The organism is Streptomyces sp. B1I3, from assembly GCF_030816615.1.
Classification (GTDB): Bacteria; Actinomycetota; Actinomycetes; order Streptomycetales; family Streptomycetaceae; genus Streptomyces.
This window is the reverse complement of the sequence record NZ_JAUSYD010000001.1, coordinates 2,733,391-2,758,892: the sequence shown is the minus strand read 5'-3', so window position 1 is coordinate 2,758,892 and position 25,502 is coordinate 2,733,391. Positions and strand designations below refer to the sequence as shown.

Here is a 25,502-nt window from a genome sequence, read left to right as displayed (position 1 = left end):
CGGATGCACAGCGGGGTGCGGAGAAGGTCAGGTGCGCAAGACGCCGGGCCCCGACGACATGGGTTCGTCGCCGGGGCCGGGTGTGCGGGGAGGGGGTCAGCCGTTCGCGAGCGCCACCACGCGGTCGAGGGCGCCGTTGAAGTGGTTGTGGTCGCCGACCGTGGGGCCGGACGAGGTGTACTGCCACATCGTGTAGTAGCTCCAGCCGGCCGGCAGTTCACCGACGGTGGTGTTGTACCGGGCCACCCAGAGCGGGTTGGTGGCGCCGAAGCCGGAGTTGTTGCCCGTGCAGTCCTTCCACCAGCTGGTCGCGGTGTAGATCACCGCGTCGCGTCCGGTGCGGGCCTTGTAGGTGTTCACGAAGTCGCGGATCCAGGCGACCATGCCGGCCTGGGTCTTGCCGTAGCACGCGGCGCCGTACGGGTTCCACTCGATGTCGAGCACGCCCGGCAGCGTCCTTCCGTCCCTCGACCACCCGCCCCCGTTGTCCACGAAGTAGTTGGCCTGGGCGGCTCCGCTCGTGGTGTCCGGGGTGGCGAAGTGGTACGTGCCCCGGATCATGCCGACGTTGTACGAACCGGTGTACTGCTGCGTGAAGTACGTGTTCTTGTAGTACGTCCCCTCGGTGGCCTTCACATAGGCCCACTTCACGCCGCTGTTCCAGAGGGTCGACCAGGCGACGTTGCCCTGGTGGCTGCTGACGTCCACGCCTTCGGTCTGGACGGCGTCGGTGCCGGTGGTGTCGCCGGTCTGCCGGCCGTCGTGCGCGATGACGCCCTGGCCCATCCTGGCCGTGCCGCGATCGGGAACGGCGGTGGCGTCGGCGGATGCCGCCCCGGGCAGGGCGATCAGGAGGGAGAGGGCGGCGAGGAGCGCTCCCGCCGCGGCGATGTGCGAGCGGCGGGATGTCGTGGTTCCGGGTCTGAGCACGGGCATGTGCGTGCCTCCGAGGGCTCGGTGGGGGGAGCTCGTGGAGCAGGGGCGGATGCGGGACACCCCTGCGGTGCGTGCCGCCATGGTGTGGACATGCCACCCGTGGCACCCATGAAGCTACGCACGTAGACCCGCCCTCCGGAAGAGGGCCCGGTCGCTGCCGAAGGTCTACGCCTGCGAAATACTGGCCCAGCTGCGGCGATGGCCGGAGTTGAAAGAAACTTTCATCGGCTGGAAAGCGTACGAGGGGTGCTGACGTGCACGGGAGTGGAAGCGGAAGTGAACCCGGTGCACCGTCCGGGAGTGGTGTGGACCACGAGTTCCTCGCGCTCGAGCGCGAGTTGTCGGTCTTTCTGCGCAGGGCGCGGGCCAATTCGGGGGAGATGGCCCGCGAGGTCCACCCCGACCTGGAGGCCGCGGCCTACGGCCTGCTCGTCCGGCTCGAGTCCGCCGGCCGCCAGCGCGCCACCGATCTCGCCGCCTACTTCGGAGTGGGCAAGGCGACCATGAGCCGCCAGCTGCGGGCCCTGGAGACCCTCGGCCTGGTGGCGCGCGAGGACGACCCGGCGGACGGCCGCGCCTCACTCGTCCACCTCACCGACGAGGGCCTCGCCCGCTTCCGCAGCGTGCGGGACGCCCGCCGTGGCCGGTACGCCCGGAAGCTGGCGGACTGGGACCGGGCCGAGGTCGCCGAGCTCGCACGGCTCCTGCACCACCTGAACGCCCGCGCCGAGGACTGAGCGGGCCCGGGAAGATGCCCGGCCGGGCCCGGGAAGGTGTTCCACCGGGCCTGGGGGCGTTGCCCGACCGGGCCCGGGTCGGCTACAGCTCGGCGAGTGCCGCGGTCGCGTCGTCGTGCGTCTTGCTCCGGCGCAGGTACCTGCGCTCCGTGTCGCCCCGCTCCAGCTCCCTGACGCGGTCGATCAGCCCCTGCGCCCCGGCCTCGCGCAGCAGCTCCAGGGCGGCCGTCCAGTCGCCCTCACGGAACTTCTCCGTCCAGCGGCTCGCCCCGTCGGTCAGTGCCGCCAGCGCCCGGACCTCCGAACGCGGGGTCTCGCCGGTCACCGCGAGTGAGGCCACCAGGGGGTCGGCGGCGGCGGTGAAGAAGCCGCCCTCCTTGTTCCGCACCCGCGCGTCCGTGACGGCCTCGGAGGCGAGAAGGCCCGGTGGCAGCCGGTCCAGGCGGTCGTCCAGCACCGGCACGACAGTGCCGTCGGGCGCCTCGAGGAGAAGGACGGAGTCGGAGAGCACCAGGTGCTCGACCCGCTCCCGGTCCCAACGCGCCAGGACCACCGTCGCCTGAGGCGTGCGCGCGTGAGAAAGGTCACACAGGGTGCGGTGTGAGTCGGCGGTGCGCCGAATGGACTCCGCGAGGACGTCGGTCAGCGTCAGATCCTGCCGCGAAGCGGACAGTTCGACCAGGGAGCCACCCAGTCGTGCGGTGAACCACGGCACCGGGTGTACACACCCGACGTCACCGCCCGGCGGCGTGACACCGTCGAGCAGAACGAGGACACCGCCCTGGCCGGACGCGGGGACCGCTGTCGCCGCCCAGTCCTCGTTGGGGCGTTCGGGGCTGCCCGGCTCCGTGGCGAGGTCGATACGCATCAGGTCAGTCTGCACGATGTCTTCACCAAGCGCGCACGCCCCGGTCGTTGGGTCGTACCAGCAGGTCAGAGCCACTGACCGGGGTCAAGGGAGGTGCTCCGCGCATATGCGGGTGGGCATCTTGCCAAAGCCTGGGCGGAAGTTCCACCCGGCGACCCGTGCATGACCCGCAGGCCCGGTGGGGAGACTTGTTCGCCAACTCCGGAGTGATGTTCACTCGTTCGTGTGGCGGAGCGGTTGATGCGCGCCCCCCTCCCAAAAGCGCTGGAATGGTCAGAAGCCGTACCAGGGGTGGGGGCGCATTTTCACGTGACCGTACGTCACCTCTGCTTCAAGGGTGGACGAATCAAGATTGCGAGCACCGGTGCAGAAGAAGCGGCCTCGGAGCAAGGACGGCACGCGCGAGGAGACCGGGGCGATGGCTCCGGCCGCGGGTGACGGCAAGCGGACCGTTCGGGTACGCAGCCGGCTCGTCGCCGGCGTCGCCGTCGTCGGGATCACCGTCATCGCGGCGGGCGCGCCGGCGGCCCTCGGTGCCTCCGCCGATCTCAACGAGTCCCAGCGGCTCGTCACGCTCGCCGAACTCAACCAGCAGGCGATCTCCCTCGCGCACTCCCTCGCGGACGAGCGCGACGAGGTCACCGCCCACATCGCGGCCGGCCGCGAGGACGACGACGGCAAGGACGGCGAGAGCGGTCCCGCCGGCCCCGCGGCCCGTGTCGACCAGCAGGTGGACGAGATCCACGAGGCGGCCCCCGCCGCGCTGCGCCGCGACCTCTCCACCATCGCCTCGCTGCGCCGCACGGCCCTGACGGGCAAGGGCTCGGCGATGGAGGCCTACCAGGCCTACACCGAGGTCATCACCAAGCTGCACGACCTCGCCGCCGAGCTCGCCGACAGGACCCCGCCGCGTGCCGCCGACGCCACCCGCGCACCGCTCGCACTCGGAGGCGCCGTCGAGCAGGCGTCCGCGACCCGGGGCCTCCTCGTGGCCGCGCTCTCCGTGCCCGGTGCGGAGCCGGCCGACCCGCAGATCGATCCCTACACGGGGCTGCCGGTGCAGACGCGGGACGAGGGCGCCGGCGAGGACGACCGCAACCGGGACGAGCTGAGCGCCGCCGCCCAGCAGGCGCGGGTCCGTGAACTGGCCTCCCTCGCCGACTTCGACCAGGCCGCCGGGCCCGTCGCACGGGACAAGCTCGCCTCCACGGTCACCGGGCCCGAGGTCAACAGCGCGGAGAAGTACCTCACCCGGCTCACGGACCGCCCCGAGTTGTCCGACTCGGACCGGAAGTCCGACCGCGAGAAGGTGGGTTCGGCGCTCTCCGCCCGCATCGACCGCATGCGGAGCGTCGAATCGGCGCTGGGCACGGCCCAGGTCAAGCGCCTGGAGCAGCTGCGGGACGACGACGTCACCGCTCTCGAACTCAGGCTCGCGCTGCTCGGCGGCTGCGTGCTGATCGCCGTCGGTGTCTCCACCGCCGTCGCACGGACCCTGACCCAGCCGCTCGCCGTCCTGCGGATCGGTGCCGCCCGCATCGCCGCCGAACCCGAGACCGCGGAACCCGTCCGCTACAACGGGCGCAACGACGAGTTCGCGCAGGTCGTCCGCTCCATCAACAGCCTGCACGGCAAGCTGTACGGGCTGCACCACGACATCACGGGCCGCCTGGAGGCGCTGCAGACCGAGCGCGCCGAGCTGATCACGGGCCGCGAGGCCCTGATCCTGCAGCGCGCCGAACTCCAGGTCCAGGCCGCCGAGCTCGCCACCCAGCTCGAGCAACTGAAGAACACGGTCCACCACACCTTCGTCAACCTCTCGCTGCGCACCCTGGGGCTCGTGGAGCGCCAGCTCGGTGTCATCGAGGGCCTGGAGGACCGGGAGCAGGACCCGGAGCGCCTCGCGACGCTCTTCAAGCTGGACCACATGGCCACCGTCATGCGGCGCCACAGCGAGAACATGCTGGTCCTCGCGGGCGCCGAGCACGGCCACGGGCACGCGGGCCCGATCCCGCTCGTCGACGTACTGCGCGCCGCCGTCAGCGAGATCGAGCGGTACGAGCGGGTGACGATCCAGTCCCTGCCGCCGCACGCCCAGATCGCGGGCTTCGCCGCCGACGACCTGAGTCACCTGGTCGCCGAACTCCTGGAGAACGCGACCTCGTTCTCGCCGCCCGACTCGCATGTCGAACTGTCCGGCTGGCTGCTGGAGACCGGTGAGGTGATGCTCTCCGTACAGGACGAGGGCATCGGCATGTCGGCGGTCCGGATGAGCGAGCTCAATGCCAGGCTGGCCGACCCGGCATCGTTCGAGGCGGGTGAGCAGGCGGCGGACGGGGCAGGACTGGGACTTCAGGTGACCTCACTGCTGGCGGCACGCCACGGTGTGCGGGTCCAGTTGCGCGAGCAGAAGGGGAGCGGGGTGACCGTCGTCGTCGTACTCCCGCAGGCTCTGCTGCCGAAGGCACCGCCCACCGCGTCCCCGCCGCCCGTGCAGATGCCCGGGGACGCGCCGACGCTGAATCTGCCGGGCTCGGTCGCCGAAGCCAACTCCAACGCGCTGCCGCAGCGTTCGGCAGGCGTGCTCCCGGATCCGCTGATCGCGGCGGCCGAGCGGACGGTACGCGACTCGGGCGCACCGGAGCCCGCCGCACCGCAGCCCGCCCCCGAGGCGCCCGCTCCGGCCCCGCTGCCGGACGAGCCCGCTGCCGGTGAGCTTCGTGACGCCGAGCCCGCTCCCGAGGCGCCGGCTCCCGGGGCACCCGCTCCCGCCGAGTCCCCGGCCGAGACCACGATGCAGTTCCGCATGCCCGGTCTGCACGGCGCCCCCGAGCGGGAGGACGCCCCCGTGCGGCCGGACCCGGCCGCGTCGCAGGACGCGCCGGGACCGTACGCCGTCGGCCCCGACCGTCACGAGCGGGCCGCCGACACGAGCCCCGCGGCCGCCGCTGCCGCCCCGCCCGTCGCCGACGCCCTCCCGGGCCCCCGGCAGCCCCTGACCGGGCTGGGCGAGGAGGTGCCCGACCCGGCACCCTCGCCCGCACGCGTCACCGACAAGGGACTGCCCAAGCGCACGCCCAAGATCGTGGCCCCCACAGCCGCCCCGGTCACCGGCCGCAAGGGCGGTGTGGACAAGGAAGCCCTGCGCCGCAAGCTCGGCGGCTTCCACCAGGGCGCGAAGAACGGCCGGCGCGACGTCGAGGCCGAGATCACCGGGGACACGGACGCGGAGAGCGCGGACCGCAACGACCACACCGACCTGACCGGCCGTACCGGCGGTCGCATCGATGAGACGGGGGACACAGTCGAGGAGGCACGCAGTTGACTGCACCCAGCACATTCGGGCTGAGCGCCGAGGCCCGGAACCTTCACTGGTTGCTGAGCAATCTCGTGGAGGAGGTGCCAGGGGTCCACTCGGTCACCGTCGTCTCGTCCGACGGGCTGATGCTGCTCTCCTCGGACCCCGGCCTCGCGACAGCCAAGGCGGCAGGGCGGCAGGAAGGCCCCAAGGGCTCCAGCGCCGACCTCGCCACCATCGTCTCCGGCATCGGTTCCCTCACGATCGGCGCCGCGAAGCTGATGGACGGCGGCGGCGTCAAGCAGACGATGGTCGCCATGGACGAGGGCAGTGTCTTCGTCATGTCGATCAGTGACGGTTCCCTGCTCGGCGTGCACGCCACGCCCGACTGCGACATGAGCGTCGTCGCCTACCACATGGCGCTCTTCGTCGGCCGTGCCGGACACGTACTCACCCCCGAACTCCGCAGCGAGCTGCGCAAATCGATGGAGAGCGCCCAGTGACGTCAGCTGCTGAACCCGTACGCAGGCTCCCCGTCCGGGGGGCCGACCGCAAGCCCGCGCGGGTCCGCCCGTACTCCCTCACCGGCGGCCGCACCCGCTTCGGCCACGTCCTGCTCGTCGAGACGTTCGTCGCCGCGCTGGAGGCCCCCGAGGAGCGCCGGGAACTGACGAACGGCAACCTCGCCTCACGTGTCATGCCGGAGCTCCGCGCCATCGTCGAGCTCTGCCGTCGTATGCGTACGGTCGCGGAGATCTCCGCCCTGCTGAGGATGCCGCTCGGCGTGGTCAGGGTGCTGCTCAGCGACTTGGCCGACCAGGGAAAGATCCGCGTGTACGGAACCGGCCACGGCGCCGGCCAGCCCGACCGCGCACTGCTCGAAAGGGTGCTCAATGGACTCCGCCGTCTCTGAGGCGCCGCTCTTCGCCCCGCGTCAGCCGGGGCCGCAGGACCAGACCGACGAAGCGGTGCAGGCCTGGCAGCTGGACCACACCCGGGCGCCGATCGCCACCAAGATCGTGGTGGCGGGCGGGTTCGGCGTGGGCAAGACGACCTTCGTCCATTCGGTCTCCGAGATAACCCCGCTCCAGACCGAAGCGCTGATGACACAGGCCAGCGAGGCCACCGACGACCTCAGTGCCACGCCGGACAAGATCACCACGACCGTCGCCATGGACTTCGGCCGCCTCACGCTCGACGACGACCTCGTGCTGTACGTCTTCGGCACACCCGGCCAGCAGCGGTTCTGGTTCATGTGGGACGACATCGTGCGCGGTGCGATCGGCGCGATCGTGCTCGCCGACACCCGTCGCCTCGCCGACTGCTTCGCGGCGCTCGACTACTTCGAAAGCTGCGGGCTTCCGTACATCGTCGCCGTCAACCACTTCGAGGGAACGCCCGGTTACGAGGAGCAGGACGTCAGGGACGCCCTGACCGTTCCGCCGCAGGTGCCTGTCGTGATCATGGACGCGCGCAAGAGGGTCACGGTCGTCGAGTCGCTGCTCGCCCTGGTGGGGCACGCCCTCGACGCCACGCCCGCCTAGGGTTTCCCGTACGGAACAGGCCGGATGAGGGAGCGGGCGGCATGGCCCGTGAGCCCGGCCTCATCCGGAGGAAAGACCCTGTCCGACGCAATCAGGCACACGTAACGGAGAACCGCGATGCGGAAGATACTCATAGTCGGAGCCGGCCAGTCCGGTCTCCAGCTGGCCCTCGGCCTTCAGTCCCAGGGGTACGAAGTCACCCTCATGTCCAACCGCACGGCGGACGAGATCCGGTCCGGCCGGGTCATGTCGACGCAGTGCATGTTCCACACGGCGCTGGAGTACGAGCGTGAGCTCCAGCTGAACTTCTGGGAGTCGCAGGCCCCGCGCATCGAGGGGCTCGGCGTCTCGGTCGCCGCGCCCGACTCCTCGCGCGCCGTCGACTGGGTGGGCCGGCTGGACGGATTCGCGCAGTCCGTCGACCAGCGGGTGAAGATGGCCGGCTGGATGGAGACCTTCGCGCAGCGCGGTGGTCAGCTCGTCATCCACGGCGCGGCCGTCTCCGACCTGGACTACTTCTCCCGCACCTATGACCTGGTGATGGTCTCGGCGGGCAAGGGTGAACTGGTCTCCATGTTCGGCCGGGACGCCTCCCGTTCGCCGTACGACACCCCGCAGCGCGCCCTGGCCGTCGCGTACGTCCACGGTCTGGGCCCGCGCCCGGAGCACCCGGACTTCGACGCGGTCCGCTGCAACCTGGTCCCCGGCGTGGGTGAGCTCTTCATCATGCCGACCCTGACCACGTCGGGCCGTGCGGACATCCTCTTCTGGGAGGGCATCCCCGGAGGCCCGCTCGACGCGTTCCAGGGCATCAAGGACCCCTCGGAGCACCTGGCCAAGACCCTGGAGCTCATGGAGAGGTTCACGCCGTGGGAGTACGCGCGCGCGACGAAGGTGGAGCTGACCGACGCCAACGGCACGCTGGCGGGCCGTTACGCCCCCACCGTGCGCAAGCCGATCGGCCGGCTGCCCGGCGGCGGCCTGGTCCTCGGGGTGGGCGACGTGGTCGTGGCCAACGACCCGATCACCGGCCAGGGTTCCAACACGGCGTCCAAGTGCGCGCACTCCTACCTGCAGTCGATCGTCGAGCACGGCGACCGCGAGTTCGACGCGGAGTGGATGCAGTCCACCTTCGACCGGCACTGGGAGAACACGCAGCACGTCGTGAAGTGGACGAACGCCATGCTCGGCGTTCCCCCGGAGCACGTGCTGAATCTGATCGGTGCCGCAGGTCAGCTCCAGCCGGTCGCGGACCGTTTCGCCAACGGGTTCAACGACCCGGCGGACTTCGACAACTTCTTCTTCGAGCCGGAGAAGACGAACGCGTACCTCGCCGAGGTCTCCGGCGGCCAGGCCGGCTGACCTCCGCGCACACGGGCGGCCGGACCGCCGCGCCCGGCACGGCGGCGCCACGGCGGTCCGGCCGGCCCGGTCCCGTGGGCACGGGCGATGCTCAGGTCCGCGGGGCCGACTCCACTTCGTACCCCGCGTCCGAGCCGGCCGTGGCGACCTCGGGGAGTTCCGGCGTGGAGTACGTGCTGAGCGGCTCGCTCCCCGGATCCGGCCGGACGGCGCCCAGCAGCGGGTTGGACGCCATGGGTGAGACCTTGACCGAGCTCCCCGGCCTGGGCGCCTGCACGACGAGGCCGTTGCCGATGTACAGCGCCACGTGGGTCGCCTTCGGGAAGTAGACCACCAGGTCGCCGGGGCGCAGCGACTCGACCGGAACCTTGGGCAGGCGCCGCCACTGTTCCTGCGACGTCCGCGGAATGGTCCGCCCCGCGTCCGACCAGGCCTGCGAGGTGAGCCCGGAGCAGTCGAAGGACTCCGGTCCCTCGGCGCCCCAGACGTACGGCTTGCCGATCTGCCCGACCGCGTACCGCACGGCTTCGCTGCCCTCCTCGGACGGCAGCCGGGTCGAGCTGAGCGCTCCCGACGCCACCAGGGCGTCCTGGTCCTCGTCGATGTTCTTCTGTTCCAGCTGCGACACCTGTGCGAGCTGTTCCTCGGAGAGCGAGGCGAGCATCGCCTCGACGTCCTTCAGCCGGGCCTTCACGGCGGCGCGCTGCTTCTTCGCCTTCCTCGCCAGCACCTTCTGCCGGTTCACGGCGAGGCGGGCCTCGGCCGCCAGCGCGTCGGCCCGCTTCTCCGCACGGGTGAGCCGTTCGACCGTGGCGGTGCGGCCGGCCTGGGCCCGCTGGATGACGTGGGTCTGTTCCAGGGCCTGCTGCGGGTCGCTGGAGAGCAGCAGCCGCAGGTACACGGAGTAGTCGGTGCGGCCCTGGTACTGGTCGCGGGCCAGGCGTCCCGCGTCACGGCGGCTGCCGCCCAGGGCCTTACGGGCTTCACGGAGAGCGGTGTCGAGCTTCCTGGACTCGGCGGCCCGCTTCTTCAGCTCCTCCTCCATGGCGTTGTGGCGCTCGCCGGCCTCCTCAGCCTCCTGGTACAGGGTCTGCAGCCGCTTGAGCAGCCCGGCGACGCCCTGCGGGGCCCCGGCACCGGCACGGGCACCGGCGGCGGCGGCGGGGGTGGGGGTGGGGTCCGTGCCGGCCGTGGCCGTGCCGGTGCCGGGGCCGGACCGTGTCGTAGGGCCGGCTGAGGACTCTGTCGTGGGGCCGGCCGTGGACTCCGCCGTGGGGTCGCCTGTGGGCTCGGCCGTGGGTCCGGCGACGGCGGGGGAGGCCGCGACGACTGCGGCCAAGGCCACCGTACAGAGCGTATGTGCGAGTCGGCCTGACACGACATCACCTCCGGTGACGGGGGCACAGCCATGAGTAGGACCAGCCCACAAATGATCGGATCTGGTCCATCCGGTCACTCGGCACCGGGCAAGGCAAGGACCTCCCGGCGTGGCGTCCCTCCTGTCCCCCGGACGGGGGAGCCCTGCCTCAGTCCACGGGGAACGCGTACACGGCCCGCTCCCGCTGGACGACCGCGGTCTTCCCGGTGGCGAGCACCCGGTAGGGCCCGCCGACCGTGGCGCCCTTCGGGTCCTGTACGCCGATGTCCTGGAACTTCCACATCCGCCGCCCGTCCGCCGCCGCGAACGCCGTCACCTGCGAGGTGTCCGCCGCGAGCAGGGTCTTCCCACCGCCGCTGAGGGTGAGGGCGGGCGCGGCGCCGCCGAGCGGCACCTCCGTGGACCGCCGCCAGAGCACTCGTCCGGTCGCGCGTTCGACCGCGCCGACCTCCTGGTTGCGATTGGTGGTGTGCAGCAGCGTCCCGGCCTGGACCGGCGTGCCGAACACGGAGCCCTCGGTGCCGTTCACCGTCCACACCGGCTTGCCCGTGGCCGTCTCGAACGCCTGGAGGTCGTCGCCCACCGCGCCGTACAGCCGCCCCTCGTCGTCGCCGAGTGCGGCGCCGGCCGGCGTGAGGGCGCCGAACTGCCGATTCCACAGCTGTTTGCCCGTGGCGCGGTCGAAGCAGCGGAAGGATGCCTTGCCCTTGGCCGCCTTGACGTCCGCCGGGGTGAGGGTGGCCGCGTCCTGGGCCACGACGATGTCGGCGTCCCGGACGGCGGTCAGCCGGTAGGCGGGCGTGCCGGGTGCCCGGCCCACGGGGACCGGGACGCGCCACAACTCCTTGCGCGCCACCACGTCGTAGGCGAAGAAGTAGGCCTTGACGACCTGGGTGTCCTTGCCGGGCTTCTTGCCCTTCTTCGGCTTGGGCGCCTTCACCGTGACCGTGTGCGAGCCGGTGAACCAGACGACGGGCCCGGAACTCCCGGTGAGCGCCGCCACCTTCAGGCCCGGTACACCGGCGAACTGGTCGGCGTACCGGACCCGGTGCGCGATCCGCCCGTCCTCGGACGAGAGCCAGAGGAATCCGGTCGGACCCGCCAGGAAGCAGAGGCCCTTTCCGCCGGCCCGGACCTCCTGGGCGCCGGCGGCGTCCGCCTGGGCCCAGACCTTCCGGCCGGTGCGCAGGTCGACGGCCGTGGCCCCGGCCGTGCTGGTCAGTAGGAGCAGCTCGTCCTGCCAGAGTCCTGCGGAGAGCGGTGCGGGAGCGTCGGCCGGATGCGCGTACGTCCACTGCGGTTCCGGGGCGCGGCCCGCCAGTGTCGTCCGGGGCTTCGGCGCGGGCTTGTCGTCGGAGTCCGCAGCGGGGGCGGAGTCGCCGGAGCCGAGCGCGAGTACGGCGCCGCCGCCGACGAGCATCCCGGCCACCCCGGCCGCCACGGTCGTGAGCAGGGCGCGCCGCCCCGTCGCGGAGGGTGCGGGCGCGGCGGGAGGCACGGGTCCGGGGAGCAGCGCGGGGGAGGCGGCGGCCGGGTACGCGTAGGAGTGCGGCCGGGCGGCGGGCAGCGCGGGCGCGGGGGCCTGCGACAGCTGGTGCGGCGCGGGCTGCGGCAGGGCGGGTAGGTGCGGGGCTCCGGCCGGCTCGCGCGGGAGGGCGAGGTGGGCCGTCGCCCGATCGGTCTGCGGCGCACGTGCGCCGGGTGCCAGGAAGCGCGTGGTCCGGCTGTCCTCGCCGGCGTCGGCGCCGGCCGAGTCCGACTGCGCCACCGGTGCGTCCTGCCCCTGTGCTTCGTCCCTGGCCCGCAGGACGTCCCGCGCCTCCTCCGGTACCGGCAGCGCCCGGACCCGCGCCGCCTGGTCCGCCAGCGCGTCCGCCAGGACCCGCGGAAGCCAGTCGCCCTTGGCGAGGCCCGCCGCGCCCTCCAGGGCGAGCTCCGCGGCGACCGAGCCCGCGCCCGGCCGATCGGCCGGGTCCTTCGCCAGGCAGCGGGCGATCAGGTCACGCAACTCGGCCGGAACCGAGTCGAGTTCGGCCGAGGCGTGCGCGATCCGCTCGGCCGCCTCGTCGAGGGGCCCGTCGGCGAGCGGGGTCGTACCCGTCGCCGCGTACGCCAGCAGCAGGCCCAGGACGAAGAGGTCGGAGGCGGGGCCCGCCTCCTTGCCCTCCACCTGTTCCGGCGTCAGGTAGCCGAGCCGCACGGACAGCTGTCCGCCGGCCCGGGCCTCGGCCCGGGCGGCGGCGCCCAGCGGTCCGAACGCGGTCAGTCGCGGCCCGTCCCCGGCCAGCAGTACCGTCCCCGGCGCCAGCCCCTGGAGCACGGCCCCGGTGGCGTGAACCCGGGAGAGGGTTTCGGCCAGGCCGGCGCCCAGTATCCGCACGGCACGCTCGGGCAGCGGACCGGCGAGGTCGATTGCCTCGGCGAGCGTCAGGGCCGGTACGTACGCCGCGGCCGTCCACAGCTCGCCGTCCGCCTCGGCGGCGGCGAGCGGAGGCTGCACCCAGCCCCCGGACAGCCGTTCGGCGGTGCCGGCCTCGGACCGGAAGCGGCGCCGGAAGGCGGGCACGGCGGCGAGGGAGGGCCGCGCGGAGCTCACCACGGCGATGTCCTCGCCGTCCGCGTCCCTGACCAGGTACTGCACCGCGCTCGCGGTCTCACGGAAGCGCGCCAGCACGGTGTACGGGCCGAAGTGGCGTGGATCGTCCTGACGCAGCGCCTCCATGGCGCACCCCCCTTGTGACCGTGCCCTCGGCACCTGACCGTCGATCTTAGAGGGTGCGGGGAGCCCGGGCGGGGTCGGCGCTCAGACGCTCCGGTCGGGCTTCGTCCAGGGCCACTTGGGCGTCGGGCGCTCGCGGCCGCCGGGGGCGTACTCGTACACCCAGCCACGCTGCAGCCCGAGCCGCTTCGTATAGCCCGCCGGGGTGCGGCGGTAGGCGTACACGGTGGCGGGGCCGCCGTCCGGGTCCGGCACGGGGACCTCGTACCACTTGGGCGGATGCCCGGTCGGCCCGAGCAGGACGGGCAGCTCCCGGCCGTCCAGGGGGCCGCCGCGGAAGGGCGTGTTCTCGCTTTTCACGGTGCCAGTCTGACCCAGGGCCGTCCGTGCGGACGGGACCGGGCTCGCGTGCCCCGGCACCGCGCCTCGCCGCGTCGTCGTCAGTTGCCCGGGCTGCTCGCGGGCGGCAGCAGGTGCGCCGCGCGCCCCGCCACCGGAACCACCAGCGCGGCCAGCCGTCCGGCCGGACCGTCGGCGGTCTCCTGGTCCAGCAGGCCGGCGACGACGGAGGCGGTCTCGCCGTCCGAGGCCGCCGTGGCCGCGAGCAGCGCGATCAGATGGTCGACCAGCCAGCCGCGCAGTTCCTGGGCGGGGGGCTGCTTCGCCTCGTCCAGCCAGATCAGCGACGCCGCCTCCACGGCCGCGATCCAGGTGCGCACCATCATCCGCAACCGGGGTCCGGCGGCCTCCTGCCCGGGGCCGCCCCCCCTGCCCAGGTGGCACAGGATCTGCTCGGCAGCCGCCCGGCGTACGCCGTCCACGATCGTGGAGGTCTTCGAAGTCTCGGCGACGCTGCCGCCGCGCAGCAACGCACTGAAACCGGCGTCGTGTTCGTCGACGAAGCCGAGGTAGCGGTCCAGGACCCGGCTCACCCGCTCGGTCGGCGGGCCGACGGCGGGCTCGGCGAAGCAGAGTGTCAGCTGCTCGGCCGCCGAGCCCAGCGCGGCCTCGTACAACTGCTGCCGGCCACCCGGGAAGTAGCGGTAGACCAGCGGCCGGGAGACGCCGGCCACGGCGGCGACCTCGTCGATCGACACGTCGTCCGGCGCCCGGTGGGCGAAGAGGGTGAGCGCAGCGCCGAGCAGCTGGGTGCGGCGCTCCTCGACGCCGAGCCTTCGGTAGGCGCGGGCCGGAGGTGCTGCGGGGACGGAGGTCATACTCCGAAGCCTAACGACCCGGAGCACGGGAGAGGTCGGATCGCGTCGTACGGCCCCGCGCCCGGCCGGGGCCGGATCAGGCCAGCAGGCCGGAGCGCTTCCACAGCCTGCGCCCGACGCCGTTCAGCACCCCGATGTCGTCGAAGAAGTCCGTCAGCCGTCGGGCGCCCGTCTGCATCACCTCGGCCCGGTGGCCGCTCGCCTTCACCTGGGCGACGGCCTCACGACGGTCCAGACCGACGTTCTCGTACACCTGCGGATTGACGAAGCAGACGGAGAACACGCGTGCCGCCTCCCCGCAGCTGAGCCGGGTCAGCCGGCGCTCCCAGGCGGGCGCGGTCACCATCTGGCGGCGCAGCTCCTCGCGTGCGTAACGGACGTGCCGGGCCTCCTCGACGACGTGGATGCGGGTCACCCCGCGTACGAGTGTCTGCACCCGCTCGTCGGGGAAGGTGAGCCGCTGCATCCAGTCCAGGATCTCCTCGCCGAGCAGGGTCGCGGCGAAGGAACCGGGTGTGGTGGAGACGGTCTTCAGCACCCGCGCCAGGTTGTGGTAGACCCGCGGCACGGGGTAGGCAGGGGCTCCGCCCCACTCGATCATCCGGCCGAACATCATCGAGTGCCGGCACTCGTCGGCTATCTCGGTGAGGGCGTACCGGACGTGATTGCTGGTCACGGGCTTGTCGTAGATGTGCCGGACGAGCAGCTGCATCAGGATGATCTCGAACCAGATGCCGAGCGAGGCGAGCGACGCCGCCTCGTGCCGGGCGAGGTCCATGCGCTGTTCCTCGGACATCCTCCGCCAGAGCGGGGTGTCGTACAGGGAGACGAGCTCGGGCGGCCAGAACCACTTTCCCTCCTCGACGGCGGAGTCCCAGTCGAGCTCGGTGTCCGGGTCGAAGGAGTGCTTGGCCGAGGCCTCGAGCAGGCGCGCCGCGACCTGCTCGCGGTCCTTGAGCGGTCCGAGCGCGTCGCGCAGCGCCTGGATGTCCTGTTCGGTCACTGTCGTCATGGCTGTAGGTCCCTCGCGCATGGGTTACCGGCGGTCATGCTTTATGAGACTGCCTGTCAGCAAGACCGTCAATCCCTTGTGCGCGACTTGTTGACCCGGCGTCTACCAACGTGTGAACCTGCCAACTGACCGCTGCACCACGGAACATACGATCCTCGCCAGGCGAAGGAGCTGTCCGTGTCGACACACGACCTCTACACCACCCCGCCCGACGCACCGACGTGGCAGGTTCCCGCCACCGGCGCGGCCCGTTTCAGCTGGGACTACGACGACGGCCGCGAACGCCTCCTCGCCCTCTACCAGAAGGGCAAGGACAAGCAGTGGGACGGCAACAAGCGCATCGACTGGAGCCTCGAGGTCGACCCCGCCGACCCGCTGGGCACGCCGGACGAGGCGCTCACCCTCTACGGCACCCCGCACTGGGCGAAGATGACCGAACGCGACCGGGGCGAGCTGCGCAAGCACTACACCTCCTGGCAGTTCAGCCAGTTCCTGCACGGCGAGCAGGGCGCGATGGTCTGCGCGGCCAGGATCGTGGAGGCGGTCCCGGACCTGGACGCGAAGTTCTACTCCGCGACCCAGACGATGGACGAGGCGCGGCACGCGGAGATATACGGCCGGTTCCTGCACGAGAAGGTCGGGATGCTCTACCCGATCAACGACAACCTCCAGGGGCTGCTCGGGGACACCCTGCGCGACTCCCGCTGGGACATGCCCTACCTCGGCATGCAGGTCCTCATCGAGGGCCTGGCGCTCGCCGCGTTCGGCATGATCAGGGACACGACGACCAGGCCGCTGCCGAAGCAGATCCTCGCCTACGTCATGCAGGACGAGGCCCGGCACGTCGCCTTCGGGCGGATGGCCCTGCGCGACTACTACAAACAGCTCGGCGACGCGGAACTGCGCGAGCGCGAGGACTTCGTCATCGAGGGCTGCTACCTGATGCGCGACCGGCTCAGCGGTGTCGAGGTACTGGAGAACTTCGGCATAGGCAAGCAGGAGGCCAAGGACCTCTCCGAGCACTCGGAGTACCTACAGCTCTTCCGCAAGCTGCTGTTCAGCCGGATCGTCCCCTGCGTCAAGGACATCGGCCTGTGGGGCGAGCGACTCCAGAAGGCCTATGTGGACATGGGCGTCTTCGACCTCGGCGACTCGAACCTGGACCTGCTGATGGCTCAGGACGAGGAGATGGCCGAACAGCTGGACCGGGACCGCTTCGCGGCGGAGGAGGAGGCCAGGGTGGCCGAGGTCGCGGAGGCGGTGGCGGAGGGTGGCGCGCCCTCCGCCTGACCACCCCTCACTCCTCGGGCAGCTCCACGGTCCTGCCGTCCTTGTCGACGGTCCTGGTCTCCCAGTACGTGTCCCACGTGTCGCCGACGTGCTCGGGGACCTTCCCCCGCGGGTAACGGGCGTACCCCTTGGGCGGCTCCTCACCGTCAGGCACGCACGCGCTGCCGGGGCCGCCCACGGCCAGGACCGGGTACTCCCCGCCGCCGCAGGTCGCGTCCGCCATGGAGCAGCCGGCGGTCAGCAGGGCGACGGTCACGGCCGCCACGGCGAGGCCCGCAGCGGGCCGCCCCGTGCGGCGGCTGCCCTTCACGGGGGCCGGAGGGAGAGCTCGGCGGATCCTGCGCATGATCGGCTCCTCTGCGTACGGCTGGGCTGATGGAGTCAGCCTGCCCGGGATGCGGGGGCCGATCATGAGTAGGCGTACTCAGGACGGTACGTCCGCGTACGCACGCCTGGGCAACCACCGGCGTCCCTCGCCCGGCAGATGGAGAACGACGGCTTGGACTCCGCCGTGCACAGGCATGATTCGGCAGCGGCGCGCCGCAGAATCGAGGCACGCCCGCACCCCGTAGGGCCGGGCGGATCCGCCCGGGCCGATGCCGGGGGCGGGTTGTCCGGTCGCCCAATCCCACCTCGCAGGGTGACGTACCGTGACCGTATGACCATGCCGCCGCAGGGCCCGAACGGGCCGCCCCGGCCCCCGCAGAATCCGTACGCACAGCAGCCCCAGGGAAACCCGTACCCGCAGCAGCAGCCGCCGGCCTACGGCTACCCGCAGCAGCAGCCGCCGGCCTACGGCTACCCGCAGCAGCAACCGCCGGCCTACGGCTACCCGCAGCAGCAACTGCCGGCCTACGGCTACCCGCAGCAACCGCCGGCCTACGGTTACCCGCCACAGCCGCCGCAGGGCGCGCCCGGTCCCTACGGGCAGCCCGGGATGCCCGGTGCCCCGGGGTGGTCCCCGCAGCCGCCGCGCCGGAAGCGGACCGGCCTGGTCATCGGGATCGTGGCCGGGGCGCTCGTCGCCGTCGCCGCGCTCGGCTTCGGTGCGTACAAGCTGGTCGGCGCGGGTGCGGACGCCGCGTTCCCCGAGGCCACACACAAACTCCTCGTCCCTGAAAAAGTCCTGGACGAGGAATTCGCCCTGACCCAGGACGCGTCGGACACCGAGGGCAAGGAGATCGAGGACACCCCCGACCCGGGTATCCGGGACGGGCAGGCCACCGTCGCCCAGTACACGTCGGACGACGGCGATGTCCTGGTGCTCTCCGGGATGTACGGACGCATCGCCGACCCCTCGTTCATGCGGGGCAAGATCATGGAGGGGGCGGCCGAGGCGGAGGGCGCCAAGGTGGTCGTGCCCGCCGAGGAGTTCAGGCCCGAGGGTTACGACGTCACCGTGGAGTGCCAGGTCGTGCAGTCCACGGGCGTCGGCGGGACGAGCAACATGCCGATGTGCGCCTGGGGGGACGACAACACGGCCGCCATGATCGCTGTGGTCCGGCTCGACGAGGCGACGAAGGACGCGAGCTCCATCGACCTGGCGAAGGCAGCCGAGGAGACCGCCGAGGTGCGCGAGGAGATCCGCAAGCCGCTCAGCTGAACGCGGCCGGGCGCGGGGCGGGCAGGACCCGCTCCACCGCGCGGGCCATGCCGAGCAGTTCCGCGTCCGTTCCCCGGTCGGTCACCAGTTGGAGACCGACCGGGCAGCCGTCCGGTGTGAAACCGGCCGGCACACTCGCCGCCGGATGCCCACTGAGGTTGAAAGCCCAGGTGAGGGCCGTCGAGTAGACCTCTCCCGGGCCCTCGTGGCCGTGCGGCCGGTTCGGCGTGACCGGGCAGAGCAGCAGGGGCGTGCGCGCGAAGAAGGCGTCGAGTGCGCGGTCGTTGGAGGCCCGGAGCGCCCGGGTGGCAGGGGTCTGCGACGTCCGGCGCACGGCTGTCCACGCGTCCACCGGGTCGCGCAGCTCGCAGGCGCCGGGAAGCAGGCGGACCACCCCGGCCGCCACCAGCCGGTCCACCGCGTTGCGCACCACACGCGCCACGTCCGGGTCGACGGAGGCGAAGCCCAGGTCCGGGCTGAGGACGGCCGGCACGGGAAGGTCTGCGGGCCGGGGCACGTACGCGTCCAGTACATGGCGCAGACACGTCTCCGCGCGTGCGGCCGAGCTCGCGAGCACGCCGGGGGAGGCCAGGCCCGTGCGGTCGGGGGAGGGCAGGAGCCCCGTCGTCGTCTTCAGGCCGAACACCCCGCACCACGCCGCCGGGACGCGTACCGACCCGGCGCCGTCGCTCCCCGTCGCGAGCGCCACCATGCCCGCCGCGACCGCGACCGCCGAGCCCGCCGACGAACCGCCCGGAGTCCGGTCCGCGCGCCACGGGTTGACCGTCCGGCCGTGCGCGCCCTGACCCCAGGTCTGCCAGTACGTCCCGGGGCCGGGCACGGACGTCGCACCGACCGGGACCCCGCCCGCCTCGATCAGCCGGCGGGCCGCGTACGAGCGGATCCCCGCGCGCCCCTTCACCGCGAACGGCAACCCGCCCAGGGGGAGTCCGGAGGCCGTTCCCGCACGGGCCCGCGCCTCTTCGTGCCAGACCTCGGTGAAGGCGCACAGCTCCGGGTCCAGCCGGTCGATCCGCGTCAGGGCAGCCTCGACGGCAGGAGTCATGGGACCGGTCTCAGCCCTGCAGCGCAGCCTCCATCACCGCCCGGGCGATCGGGGCCGCGCTTCCGCCGCCGCTGATGTCCGCCCGGTTCGCCGAGGCGTCCTCCACGACCACGGCCACCGCGACCGCGGGGCGGTCCGAGCCAGGGTCCTGCGCCCACGAGATGAACCAGGCGTACGGCGTGCCGGAGTTCTCGACGCCGTGCTGGGCGGTGCCCGTCTTGCCACCGACCTCCACCCCGTCGATCGCCGCGTTCGTGCCCGTGCCGTTCTCCACGACGTCGACCATCATCCGCCGCAACTGGGCAGCCGTCGACGGGTCCGTCACCCGGCGGTAGGAGTCCGGATCACCGTGCCGCACCGTGCCGCCGTCGGCGGTGGTCACCCGGTCCACCAGGTAGGGGCGCCTGAGCTCGCCGCCGTTCGCCACCGCCGAGGCCACCATCGCCATCTGGAGCGGGGTGGCCGTCGTGTCGAACTGACCGATCGAGGACTGCGCCAGCTGGTCGTCGCTCATGTCCGAGTCGAAGTTGCTGCGGGCCACCCGGGAGGGGATCTCGAGGTCGTTGTCGTTGAAGCCGAATCTGCCCGCCGTCTCCAGCATGCCCTCCAGACCCACCTCGACCCCCAGGTGCGCCATCACCGTGTTGCAGGAGACCCGGATCGCCTCCGCCAGCGACGCCTGCTCGCAGCCACGGGCCTCGTCGGGGAGCGTGGTCGACGTGCCCGGGAGCACGTAGGGGGACGGCGTGTCCGTCTCCGCGTCCGGCTCGGTCACCACGTCCGCGTCCAGTGCCGCCGCCGCCGTCACGATCTTGAAGGCGGAGCCCGGCGGGTAGGTCTGCCGGATGGCCCGGTTGAGCATCGGCTGGCTCGCGGACCGGTTCAGCCGTGCCCACGCGTCGGTGACCGAGGACCCGGTACCGGACAGGAGTTCCGGGTCGTACGACGGGGAGGAGACCAGCGCCAGGATCCTGCCGGTCGCCGGGTCGAGGGCCGCGACCGCTCCGCGCCGGCCGGCCAGGCCCTTGTACGCCGCCCGCTGCATCGCGGCGTCGACGGTGGTGACGACGTTGCCTCCGGGCTGCCGGCTGCGGGTGATGTCGCCCCACAGCGGGAGGGGAGCCAGGATCGGGGCGGTACCGGAGAGGATGTCGTCCTCGGCGTGCTCCAGCAGCGAGGTGCCGTACGTCTGGGAGGCGTAACCCGTGACCGGGGCGTACAGCGGGCCGTGGCGGTAGGTCCGTTCGTGGGCGAGCTGCTCGCCGGTGTCCTTCGAGCCGGTGACGGACTCGTCGCCGACCAGGATGTTGCCTCGCGGCTGGTCGTAACGGTCGATCGTGGTGCGGCGGTTGGCGGGGTTGCTGTTCAACTCGTCCGCCTCGAAGACCTGGACGCGGGCGGCGTTGGCCAGCAGGGCGAGGAGCAGGAGCAGGCAGAAGGCGGCGGCCCGCCGGATGTAGCGGATCACCGTCCGTCCTTTCCGGGGTGCCCGATGTCCGGTGGGTCCTCCTCCACGACGGGCGCGATGACCCCCGTCGCCTGCTGACCGGGGTGCGGGGTGCGGGCCACGTCGCTGACCCGGATGAGCAGCGCCACGATGATCCAGTTGGTGACGACGGACGAGCCGCCCTGCGCCAGGAACGGCATGGCCATGCCGGTCAGCGGGATCAGCCCCATCACCCCGCCCGCGATCACGAAGACCTGGAGCGCCAGAATCGAGGCGAGGCCGATCGAGAGCAGCCGGCCGAAGGGGTCGCGCAGGGCCAGCCCCGCCCGGTACCCCCGGGCCACCAGCAGGGCGTACAGCAGGAAGATCGCGGTGAGCCCGGCCAGACCGAGCTCCTCACCGGCGGTCGCCAGGATGAAGTCGGACTTGGCGGCGAAGCCGATGAGGATGGAGTGGCCGAGGCCGAGGCCGGTGCCGAGGATGCCGCCCGCGGCGAACGCGAAGAGCGACTGGGCGAGCTGGCTGGGGCCCCGGCCCGCGTTGATGGTGGCGTACGGGTCCAGCCAGTCCTGGACCCTGCTGTGCACGTGGGGTTCGAACGAGCCGACGGCGAAGGCACCCGCGGCGGCGAGGAGCAGTCCGACGGCGATCCATCCGGTCCGGCCGGTCGCGACGTACAGCAGGATCACGAAGAGCCCGAAGAAGAGCAGCGAGGTGCCGAGGTCCCGTTCGAGGACCAGCACCCCGACGCTGAGCAGCCAGATCGCCACGATGGGCCCCAGGACCCGGCCGGTGGGGAGCTGGAGTTTCCAGATCCTGCGGCCGGTGTACGCGAGGGCGTTGCGGTTGGCCGCGAGGTAGGCGGCGAAGAAGACGGCGAGCAGGATCTTGGCGAACTCGCCCGGCTGGAAGGAGAGTCCGCCGAACCGGATCCAGATCTTGGCGCCGTTCACGGCGGGGAAGAAGATCGGCACGATCATCAGGACCAGCGCGACGGCGACCGAGAGGTAGGCGTAGCGCTGGAGCACCCGGTGATCGCGCAGCAGCACCACGACCGCGATGAAGAACGCGACCCCGAGTGTGGACCAGATCAGCTGGGTGGTGGCCGCCCGGTCGCTCGGGGTCTCCAGATCGAGCCGGTAGATGAGGACCAGGCCCAGCCCGTTGAGCAGGACCGCGATGGGCAGCAGCAGCGGATCGGCGAAGGGGGCGCGGAAGCGGACGGCGAGGTGGGCGAGCAGGGCCAGGAGGCCCAGGCCGGCGCCGTACCCGGCGACGTCGGGAGGTACGGCGTTGTTCCTGGCGAGGCCGACGGCGGCGTAACCGTAGACGGAGATGAGCACGGCCCCGATCAGGAGCGAGAGCTCGACCCCGCGCCGCTTGGGCAGGCGTAGCTCGGGCGGGCGCGCCTCCGCCGTCGTTGCGGTCATGTCCCGCAACGTAGCAAGAGGCGGGTGCCATTTCCCTTATGTCAGCCTCGTGGCACCTCCCGGGTGCGGCTCAGCCCTGGTACGGGTTGTGGCCGCCGGGCGCGTACCCGGGCTGCTGCTGCGCGGCCCCGTACGGATTCCCGTCCTGACCGGCGTGCGCCTGGGCGAGCAGCTGGTCGGCCTGCTCCTTCGGTATCTGACGCTCACCGCCGCAGAAGGTGCACTGCGTCGCGTACTTGGTGGAGAACGGGAACAGCGGCACGAAGAACAGCGTGAACTTCGTGACGCGCTTGCGCAGCGTGTGCGCCGCGGGATTGCCGCACCAGCCGCACACCATGGTGAGGACCGCCAGCTGGTAGAGGTAGCCCCGCGTACCGAAAATGATCATGATGTGATTCCTTTCCCCGTGTTCCCCAGAAGTGCCCGCCGGCAGAGCGCCAGCAGCTTCTCGTCCTCATAAGTGTCGTGACTGCCGTAGCCGCCGTCCATCGCGTTGTGGCGGCGTACGGACAGGAGCTCGGCCCGCAGCACCCGTGCCGCGTCCGACCCTGCCGCAGCCGGCCCCATCCGCGCCAGACAGTCCGCCACCCGGACCCTGACGTGACGATTCTTCTCCCAGGCCGCGAGGAGCACCGGCACCGTGTCGGCGGTCCGCCCCGTAACCTCCCACAGGGCGATCGCGGCGTCGACCCGGAGCCACAGTTCGTCGTGCGCCAGCAGGGCCCGCAGCCCCGGTGCGGCCACCGCCGCGGCGGCGCCGAGCCCGCCCAGGGCGCTCGCCGCCGCCCGGCAGTCGTGGACCCGTTCCGTCCGCAGGCCTTCGAGCAGCACCGGCAGCACCGCGCCGGCGTCGCCCGCGACCGCCCAGAGTGCCTCCGCCGCCTCCGTGGCCGCCGCCGTGCCGGGGCGCCGGAGCAGCGCCCGCAGCTCCGGGACGGCGCAGCGGGCCGCCGGCCCGAACGAGCCCAGTGCCCGCAGCGCCGCCGTGCGCAGCCACTCGCCCCGGTACTCGGGTGCCCCCCGCAGCACCCGGAGCACCTCCGGCGCGGCCTCGCCCGCACGCAGGGCAGTCAGCCCGCTCAGCAGCGGACTCGCCCGGTCGTACGCCCCCTCGTCCAGACCGACCTCGCCGAGTCTGCGGCGCAGCGCCCCGGCGAGCGGGGCGGCCGCGGCGCCGAGATACCTGATCGCGAATCCCACGTCGTGGGGTATCTCCGGCCGCTCCAGCGCGGTCGCCAGCGCGGGAAGGACCCGGGCGTCGCCGAGCCGGGCCAGCGCCTTCACCGCCGAGCCGAGCCCGGGTGGCCCGCTGGCCCACTCCCTCACCCAGGCGCCGGGATCCGCGGCCACCCGTTCGGCCAGGGCGTCGGCGGCGGGCGCCGCCAGCCCGAACAACTCCTCCAGCACGTGCGAGGCCGCCTCGGCCAGCCGTGGTTCCGGGTCGGTGAGCTGAGCACCGACCAGACGCACGAGGCCCTCGTACGGGCCGCGCCAGGCCCGCATCAGGCCGCCGCTCATCCGCACGGCATCGATGCGCTGCCACGGGTCGGGGCTGCACAGCTGGTCCGCCAGCAGCGCCGTACGGTCCTCGACGCGGTCGTCCAGGCCGACGTGCAGCGTCCGCAGCAGGTCGGCCGCCCACGGTGTACTGCGCTCGGCGGACTCCGCGGCGGACAGCGCCCGCAACTGGCCCACGAGCGTCGAGGAGGCCCGCTCCACCGGCGGCTCCACCTGCTGCGGCCCCGACGGGGCCGGCCCGGACCGCAGCTCACGCAGCAGCCCCGACACCACTGCGACGACATCACCGGGCACCGCTTCCGGGGCGCAGCGGGCCAGCTGGGCGAGGGCCGCGAGCCGCAGCCCCGGCGCGTACTCCTCCGCGGCCAGCCGGGCCAGCCAGTCCGCCACCCGCCCCGCCAGCGGGCGGTGACGCAGGGCGACCCGGCCGGCGGCCTCGACGAGCGCGAGCCGCACCTCGCCGTCCGCCTCCACCGGCAGCCGCTCCCGCAGCACCGTGAGCACCCTGACCGGGTGCCCGTGCAGCGTGGCGAGGGCCAGCGGGGCGGCCAGCCGCACACCCGGGTCCTCGTCGGCCATCAGTTCGAAGAACACCCCCGCGCCCGCGGTGACCGCCGCCGCCGCCATCGCGTAGTTCGCGGCGCCCTCGATCTCGTCCTCGTCCAGGTCGTCCTCGTCGTCCTCGTCCAGGTCGATGCCGCCGATGCTGGTGAGCAGCTCGACGAGAGAGCCCCGGTCCCGCACCCGGGTGTCCACGACCAGTTCGAAGAGGAAGGGGATGCAGGCGAGCGTGCACGCGTAGACGTCGCCCTGGTGGTGCACCGCGCCGTACATCCCGTCGAGTGCGCTCTCGCGCTCCGCCGCGTCGGCGGAGGCGAGCCCCCGCAGGAGCCCCGGCACGTCGTCGGCCGGCCCGTAGGCATGCTCCATCGAGGCCCAGCCGACCTCGTCGATCCCCGAGAACACGCCATTCCCTCCCCGTGTCGTCCTCTGCTCCGTGTACCCGGCGGAAACCGGGTCCACGAAGCAGCGTCTGCGCAGAGTGTGCACCACGGCCAGGCGAATCCACCCTCCACTTGTGGCCTTTCCTCGGGCCGTGTACGGGCGGCTGTGGAGGGGCTGCGCCTTCCCTGTCCGCCTCATCCGCCGGGAAGCGGCCGCGCACGCCCCGGATCGGTCAGCGGGCCGAGCAGATCTCCGTGCCGGGCCAGCCGGGCCGCCATGTCGCCGGCCAGGAAGACCAGCTCGGCGGGGGCCGCACATGCCTCGACCTCGTCCCAGGTGACGGGGGCGGAGACGGTGGGGCTGTCCTTGGCGCGCAGTGTGTAGGGGGCCGCGGTGGTCTTGGCCGCGGCGTTCTGGCTGAAGTCGACGAACACCTTCCCCGGGCGCAGGGCCCGCGTCATCCGGTGCACGACCAGCTCGGGCAGCGCCTTCTGCGCCTCGACGGCCAGCCCCTTCGCATACGCCGTCACGTCCCCGGAAGGGGTGGGTTTCAGGGGCACGAGCAGATGGAGACCCTTGGAACCGGAGGTCTTCCCGTACGCCGCCAGTCCGTCCGCCGCCAGCCGCTCCCGCAGCCAGAGCGCGACCTCGCAGCACTCGACGATCGTCGCGGGCGCCCCGGGGTCCAGGTCGAACACCATCCGGTCGGCGACCCCCGGCGTGTCCCCCCGCCACTGATGGGTGTGGAACTCCACCACCAGATTCGCCGCCCACATCAGCGACGGCAGGTCCTGGACCAGCACCTGCCGGGCGCCGGGGTCGTCGGTGCGGGCCACGGGGGCCGTCCGTACCCAGTCGGGCGTACCCGGCGGCGGATTCTTCGTGAAGAAGCGCAGCCCGTCCGGTCCGTCCGGGTACCGCAGGAAGGACAACGGCCGGTCGTTCAGGTGTGTGAGCATCACGTCCGCCGCCGTGGCCGCGTAGTAGTGCAGCACCTCTCCCTTGGTGGTCCCGGTGGCCGGGTACAGCACCTTGTCGAGATTGCTGAGCGCCAGCCGCCGCCCCTCCACCTCTGTGATCGGCGTCATACGATAAGAATCACATGAAATCGGTCTGATGCGGTGATTGCGGG

The 25,502-nt window shown here is 72.3% G+C and carries 22 protein-coding genes; 8 read left to right on the top strand and 14 right to left on the bottom strand.

Annotation, left to right across the window (positions count from 1 at the left end):
- Positions 1-96 precede the first annotated feature (96 nt).
- Positions 97-936 carry a lysozyme gene (locus QFZ58_RS12425; protein WP_307124988.1) on the bottom strand — a complete coding sequence of 280 codons (840 nt, stop codon included), beginning with the start codon at positions 934-936 and terminating at the stop codon, positions 97-99.
- A 254-nt stretch (positions 937-1,190) separates the two neighbouring features.
- Here QFZ58_RS12425 and QFZ58_RS12420 point away from each other — a divergent pair, with 254 nt between their 5' ends.
- On the top strand, positions 1,191-1,673 hold the full coding sequence (locus tag QFZ58_RS12420; RefSeq protein ID WP_307124987.1) for a MarR family winged helix-turn-helix transcriptional regulator: 483 nt from the start codon (positions 1,191-1,193) through the stop codon (positions 1,671-1,673).
- Between the two features lie 82 nt (positions 1,674-1,755).
- Here the strand turns inward: QFZ58_RS12420 and QFZ58_RS12415 are convergent, their stop codons facing one another.
- The gene (locus QFZ58_RS12415; RefSeq protein WP_307124986.1) at positions 1,756-2,541 is read right to left on the bottom strand and encodes a hypothetical protein; all 786 of its coding nucleotides are present in this window, start codon (positions 2,539-2,541) and stop codon (positions 1,756-1,758) included.
- Between the two features lie 364 nt (positions 2,542-2,905).
- Between QFZ58_RS12415 and QFZ58_RS12410 the strand changes: the two genes are divergently transcribed.
- From QFZ58_RS12410 to QFZ58_RS12390, 5 genes are all read left to right on the top strand, one after another.
- Positions 2,906-5,866, top strand: coding sequence for a nitrate- and nitrite sensing domain-containing protein (locus QFZ58_RS12410; RefSeq protein ID WP_307128836.1), 2,961 nt, complete (start codon positions 2,906-2,908; stop codon positions 5,864-5,866).
- Positions 5,863-6,342, top strand: coding sequence for a roadblock/LC7 domain-containing protein (locus QFZ58_RS12405; protein WP_307124985.1), 480 nt, complete (start codon positions 5,863-5,865; stop codon positions 6,340-6,342). The genes QFZ58_RS12410 and QFZ58_RS12405 overlap by 4 nt, the downstream gene beginning before the upstream one ends.
- A complete protein-coding gene (locus QFZ58_RS12400; protein ID WP_307124984.1) occupies positions 6,339-6,752 on the top strand; it encodes a DUF742 domain-containing protein in 414 nt (137 codons plus the stop codon). Before QFZ58_RS12405 ends, QFZ58_RS12400 begins: the two co-directional genes overlap by 4 nt.
- Positions 6,733-7,383 (top strand): ATP/GTP-binding protein, encoded by a 651-nt coding sequence (locus QFZ58_RS12395; RefSeq protein ID WP_307124983.1) that lies wholly within the window; start codon positions 6,733-6,735, stop codon positions 7,381-7,383. The genes QFZ58_RS12400 and QFZ58_RS12395 overlap by 20 nt, the downstream gene beginning before the upstream one ends.
- A gap of 117 nt (positions 7,384-7,500) precedes the next feature.
- Positions 7,501-8,745, top strand: coding sequence for a styrene monooxygenase/indole monooxygenase family protein (locus QFZ58_RS12390; RefSeq protein ID WP_307124982.1), 1,245 nt, complete (start codon positions 7,501-7,503; stop codon positions 8,743-8,745).
- 91 nt (positions 8,746-8,836) lie between these two features.
- Here QFZ58_RS12390 and QFZ58_RS12385 read toward each other — a convergent pair whose 3' ends face one another.
- The 5 genes from QFZ58_RS12385 to QFZ58_RS12365 all read right to left on the bottom strand — a co-directional run bounded on the left by QFZ58_RS12385 (position 8,837) and on the right by QFZ58_RS12365 (position 15,071).
- Complete coding sequence (locus tag QFZ58_RS12385; protein ID WP_373428656.1) at positions 8,837-10,084, bottom strand: NlpC/P60 family protein; 1,248 nt, start codon at positions 10,082-10,084, stop codon at positions 8,837-8,839.
- A gap of 187 nt (positions 10,085-10,271) precedes the next feature.
- Positions 10,272-12,845 carry a PQQ-binding-like beta-propeller repeat protein gene (locus QFZ58_RS12380; RefSeq protein WP_307124980.1) on the bottom strand — a complete coding sequence of 858 codons (2,574 nt, stop codon included), beginning with the start codon at positions 12,843-12,845 and terminating at the stop codon, positions 10,272-10,274.
- Between the two features lie 81 nt (positions 12,846-12,926).
- Positions 12,927-13,202, bottom strand: a complete 276-nt coding sequence (locus QFZ58_RS12375; protein ID WP_307124979.1) for a hypothetical protein — start codon at positions 13,200-13,202, stop codon at positions 12,927-12,929.
- Between the two features lie 80 nt (positions 13,203-13,282).
- The gene (locus tag QFZ58_RS12370; RefSeq protein WP_307124978.1) at positions 13,283-14,059 is read right to left on the bottom strand and encodes a TetR/AcrR family transcriptional regulator; all 777 of its coding nucleotides are present in this window, start codon (positions 14,057-14,059) and stop codon (positions 13,283-13,285) included.
- A 76-nt stretch (positions 14,060-14,135) separates the two neighbouring features.
- Positions 14,136-15,071, bottom strand: coding sequence for a diiron oxygenase (locus QFZ58_RS12365; protein WP_307124977.1), 936 nt, complete (start codon positions 15,069-15,071; stop codon positions 14,136-14,138).
- 177 nt (positions 15,072-15,248) lie between these two features.
- Between QFZ58_RS12365 and QFZ58_RS12360 the strand changes: the two genes are divergently transcribed.
- Positions 15,249-16,361, top strand: a complete 1,113-nt coding sequence (locus tag QFZ58_RS12360) for a ferritin-like domain-containing protein (protein WP_307124976.1) — start codon at positions 15,249-15,251, stop codon at positions 16,359-16,361.
- Between the two features lie 7 nt (positions 16,362-16,368).
- On the opposite strand, the gene QFZ58_RS12355 is transcribed toward QFZ58_RS12360, so the two are convergent.
- A complete protein-coding gene (locus QFZ58_RS12355; RefSeq protein ID WP_307124975.1) occupies positions 16,369-16,707 on the bottom strand; it encodes an SCO0607 family lipoprotein in 339 nt (112 codons plus the stop codon).
- A gap of 312 nt (positions 16,708-17,019) precedes the next feature.
- Here QFZ58_RS12355 and QFZ58_RS12350 point away from each other — a divergent pair, with 312 nt between their 5' ends.
- Positions 17,020-17,964 (top strand): hypothetical protein, encoded by a 945-nt coding sequence (locus QFZ58_RS12350; RefSeq protein WP_307124974.1) that lies wholly within the window; start codon positions 17,020-17,022, stop codon positions 17,962-17,964.
- On the opposite strand, the gene QFZ58_RS12345 is transcribed toward QFZ58_RS12350, so the two are convergent.
- The 6 genes from QFZ58_RS12345 to ligD form a co-directional block, all read right to left on the bottom strand.
- Entirely contained in the window at positions 17,957-19,030 is a 1,074-nt protein-coding gene (locus tag QFZ58_RS12345; RefSeq protein ID WP_307124973.1) for an amidase, read from the bottom strand. The two genes, QFZ58_RS12350 and QFZ58_RS12345, sit on opposite strands and share 8 nt — an antisense overlap.
- A gap of 10 nt (positions 19,031-19,040) precedes the next feature.
- Positions 19,041-20,498, bottom strand: a complete 1,458-nt coding sequence (locus QFZ58_RS12340) for a penicillin-binding transpeptidase domain-containing protein (RefSeq protein ID WP_307124972.1) — start codon at positions 20,496-20,498, stop codon at positions 19,041-19,043.
- Positions 20,495-21,907, bottom strand: coding sequence for an FtsW/RodA/SpoVE family cell cycle protein (locus tag QFZ58_RS12335; RefSeq protein WP_307124971.1), 1,413 nt, complete (start codon positions 21,905-21,907; stop codon positions 20,495-20,497). Before QFZ58_RS12335 ends, QFZ58_RS12340 begins: the two co-directional genes overlap by 4 nt.
- A gap of 70 nt (positions 21,908-21,977) precedes the next feature.
- The gene (locus QFZ58_RS12330; protein WP_307124970.1) at positions 21,978-22,295 is read right to left on the bottom strand and encodes a zinc-ribbon domain-containing protein; all 318 of its coding nucleotides are present in this window, start codon (positions 22,293-22,295) and stop codon (positions 21,978-21,980) included.
- Positions 22,292-24,391 carry a PBS lyase gene (locus QFZ58_RS12325; protein WP_307124969.1) on the bottom strand — a complete coding sequence of 700 codons (2,100 nt, stop codon included), beginning with the start codon at positions 24,389-24,391 and terminating at the stop codon, positions 22,292-22,294. The genes QFZ58_RS12330 and QFZ58_RS12325 overlap by 4 nt, the downstream gene beginning before the upstream one ends.
- Before the next feature lie 173 nt (positions 24,392-24,564).
- Positions 24,565-25,458, bottom strand: a complete 894-nt coding sequence (gene ligD / locus QFZ58_RS12320; RefSeq protein WP_307124968.1) for a non-homologous end-joining DNA ligase — start codon at positions 25,456-25,458, stop codon at positions 24,565-24,567.
- Positions 25,459-25,502 lie beyond the last annotated feature (44 nt).

Coding starts and splice junctions, on each gene's coding strand:
- QFZ58_RS12425 (WP_307124988.1), bottom strand. CDS start 936: ATGCCCGTGCTCAGACCCGGAACCACGACATCCCGCCGCTCGCACATC.
- QFZ58_RS12415 (WP_307124986.1), bottom strand. CDS start 2,541: ATGCGTATCGACCTCGCCACGGAGCCGGGCAGCCCCGAACGCCCCAAC.
- QFZ58_RS12395 (WP_307124983.1), top strand. CDS start 6,733: ATGGACTCCGCCGTCTCTGAGGCGCCGCTCTTCGCCCCGCGTCAGCCG.
- QFZ58_RS12390 (WP_307124982.1), top strand. CDS start 7,501: ATGCGGAAGATACTCATAGTCGGAGCCGGCCAGTCCGGTCTCCAGCTG.
- QFZ58_RS12380 (WP_307124980.1), bottom strand. CDS start 12,845: ATGGAGGCGCTGCGTCAGGACGATCCACGCCACTTCGGCCCGTACACC.
- QFZ58_RS12370 (WP_307124978.1), bottom strand. CDS start 14,059: ATGACCTCCGTCCCCGCAGCACCTCCGGCCCGCGCCTACCGAAGGCTC.
- QFZ58_RS12365 (WP_307124977.1), bottom strand. CDS start 15,071: ATGACGACAGTGACCGAACAGGACATCCAGGCGCTGCGCGACGCGCTC.
- QFZ58_RS12355 (WP_307124975.1), bottom strand. CDS start 16,707: ATGCGCAGGATCCGCCGAGCTCTCCCTCCGGCCCCCGTGAAGGGCAGC.
- QFZ58_RS12350 (WP_307124974.1), top strand. CDS start 17,020: ATGACCATGCCGCCGCAGGGCCCGAACGGGCCGCCCCGGCCCCCGCAG.
- QFZ58_RS12345 (WP_307124973.1), bottom strand. CDS start 19,030: ATGACTCCTGCCGTCGAGGCTGCCCTGACGCGGATCGACCGGCTGGAC.
- QFZ58_RS12335 (WP_307124971.1), bottom strand. CDS start 21,907: ATGACCGCAACGACGGCGGAGGCGCGCCCGCCCGAGCTACGCCTGCCC.
- QFZ58_RS12330 (WP_307124970.1), bottom strand. CDS start 22,295: ATGATCATTTTCGGTACGCGGGGCTACCTCTACCAGCTGGCGGTCCTC.
- ligD (WP_307124968.1), bottom strand. CDS start 25,458: ATGACGCCGATCACAGAGGTGGAGGGGCGGCGGCTGGCGCTCAGCAAT.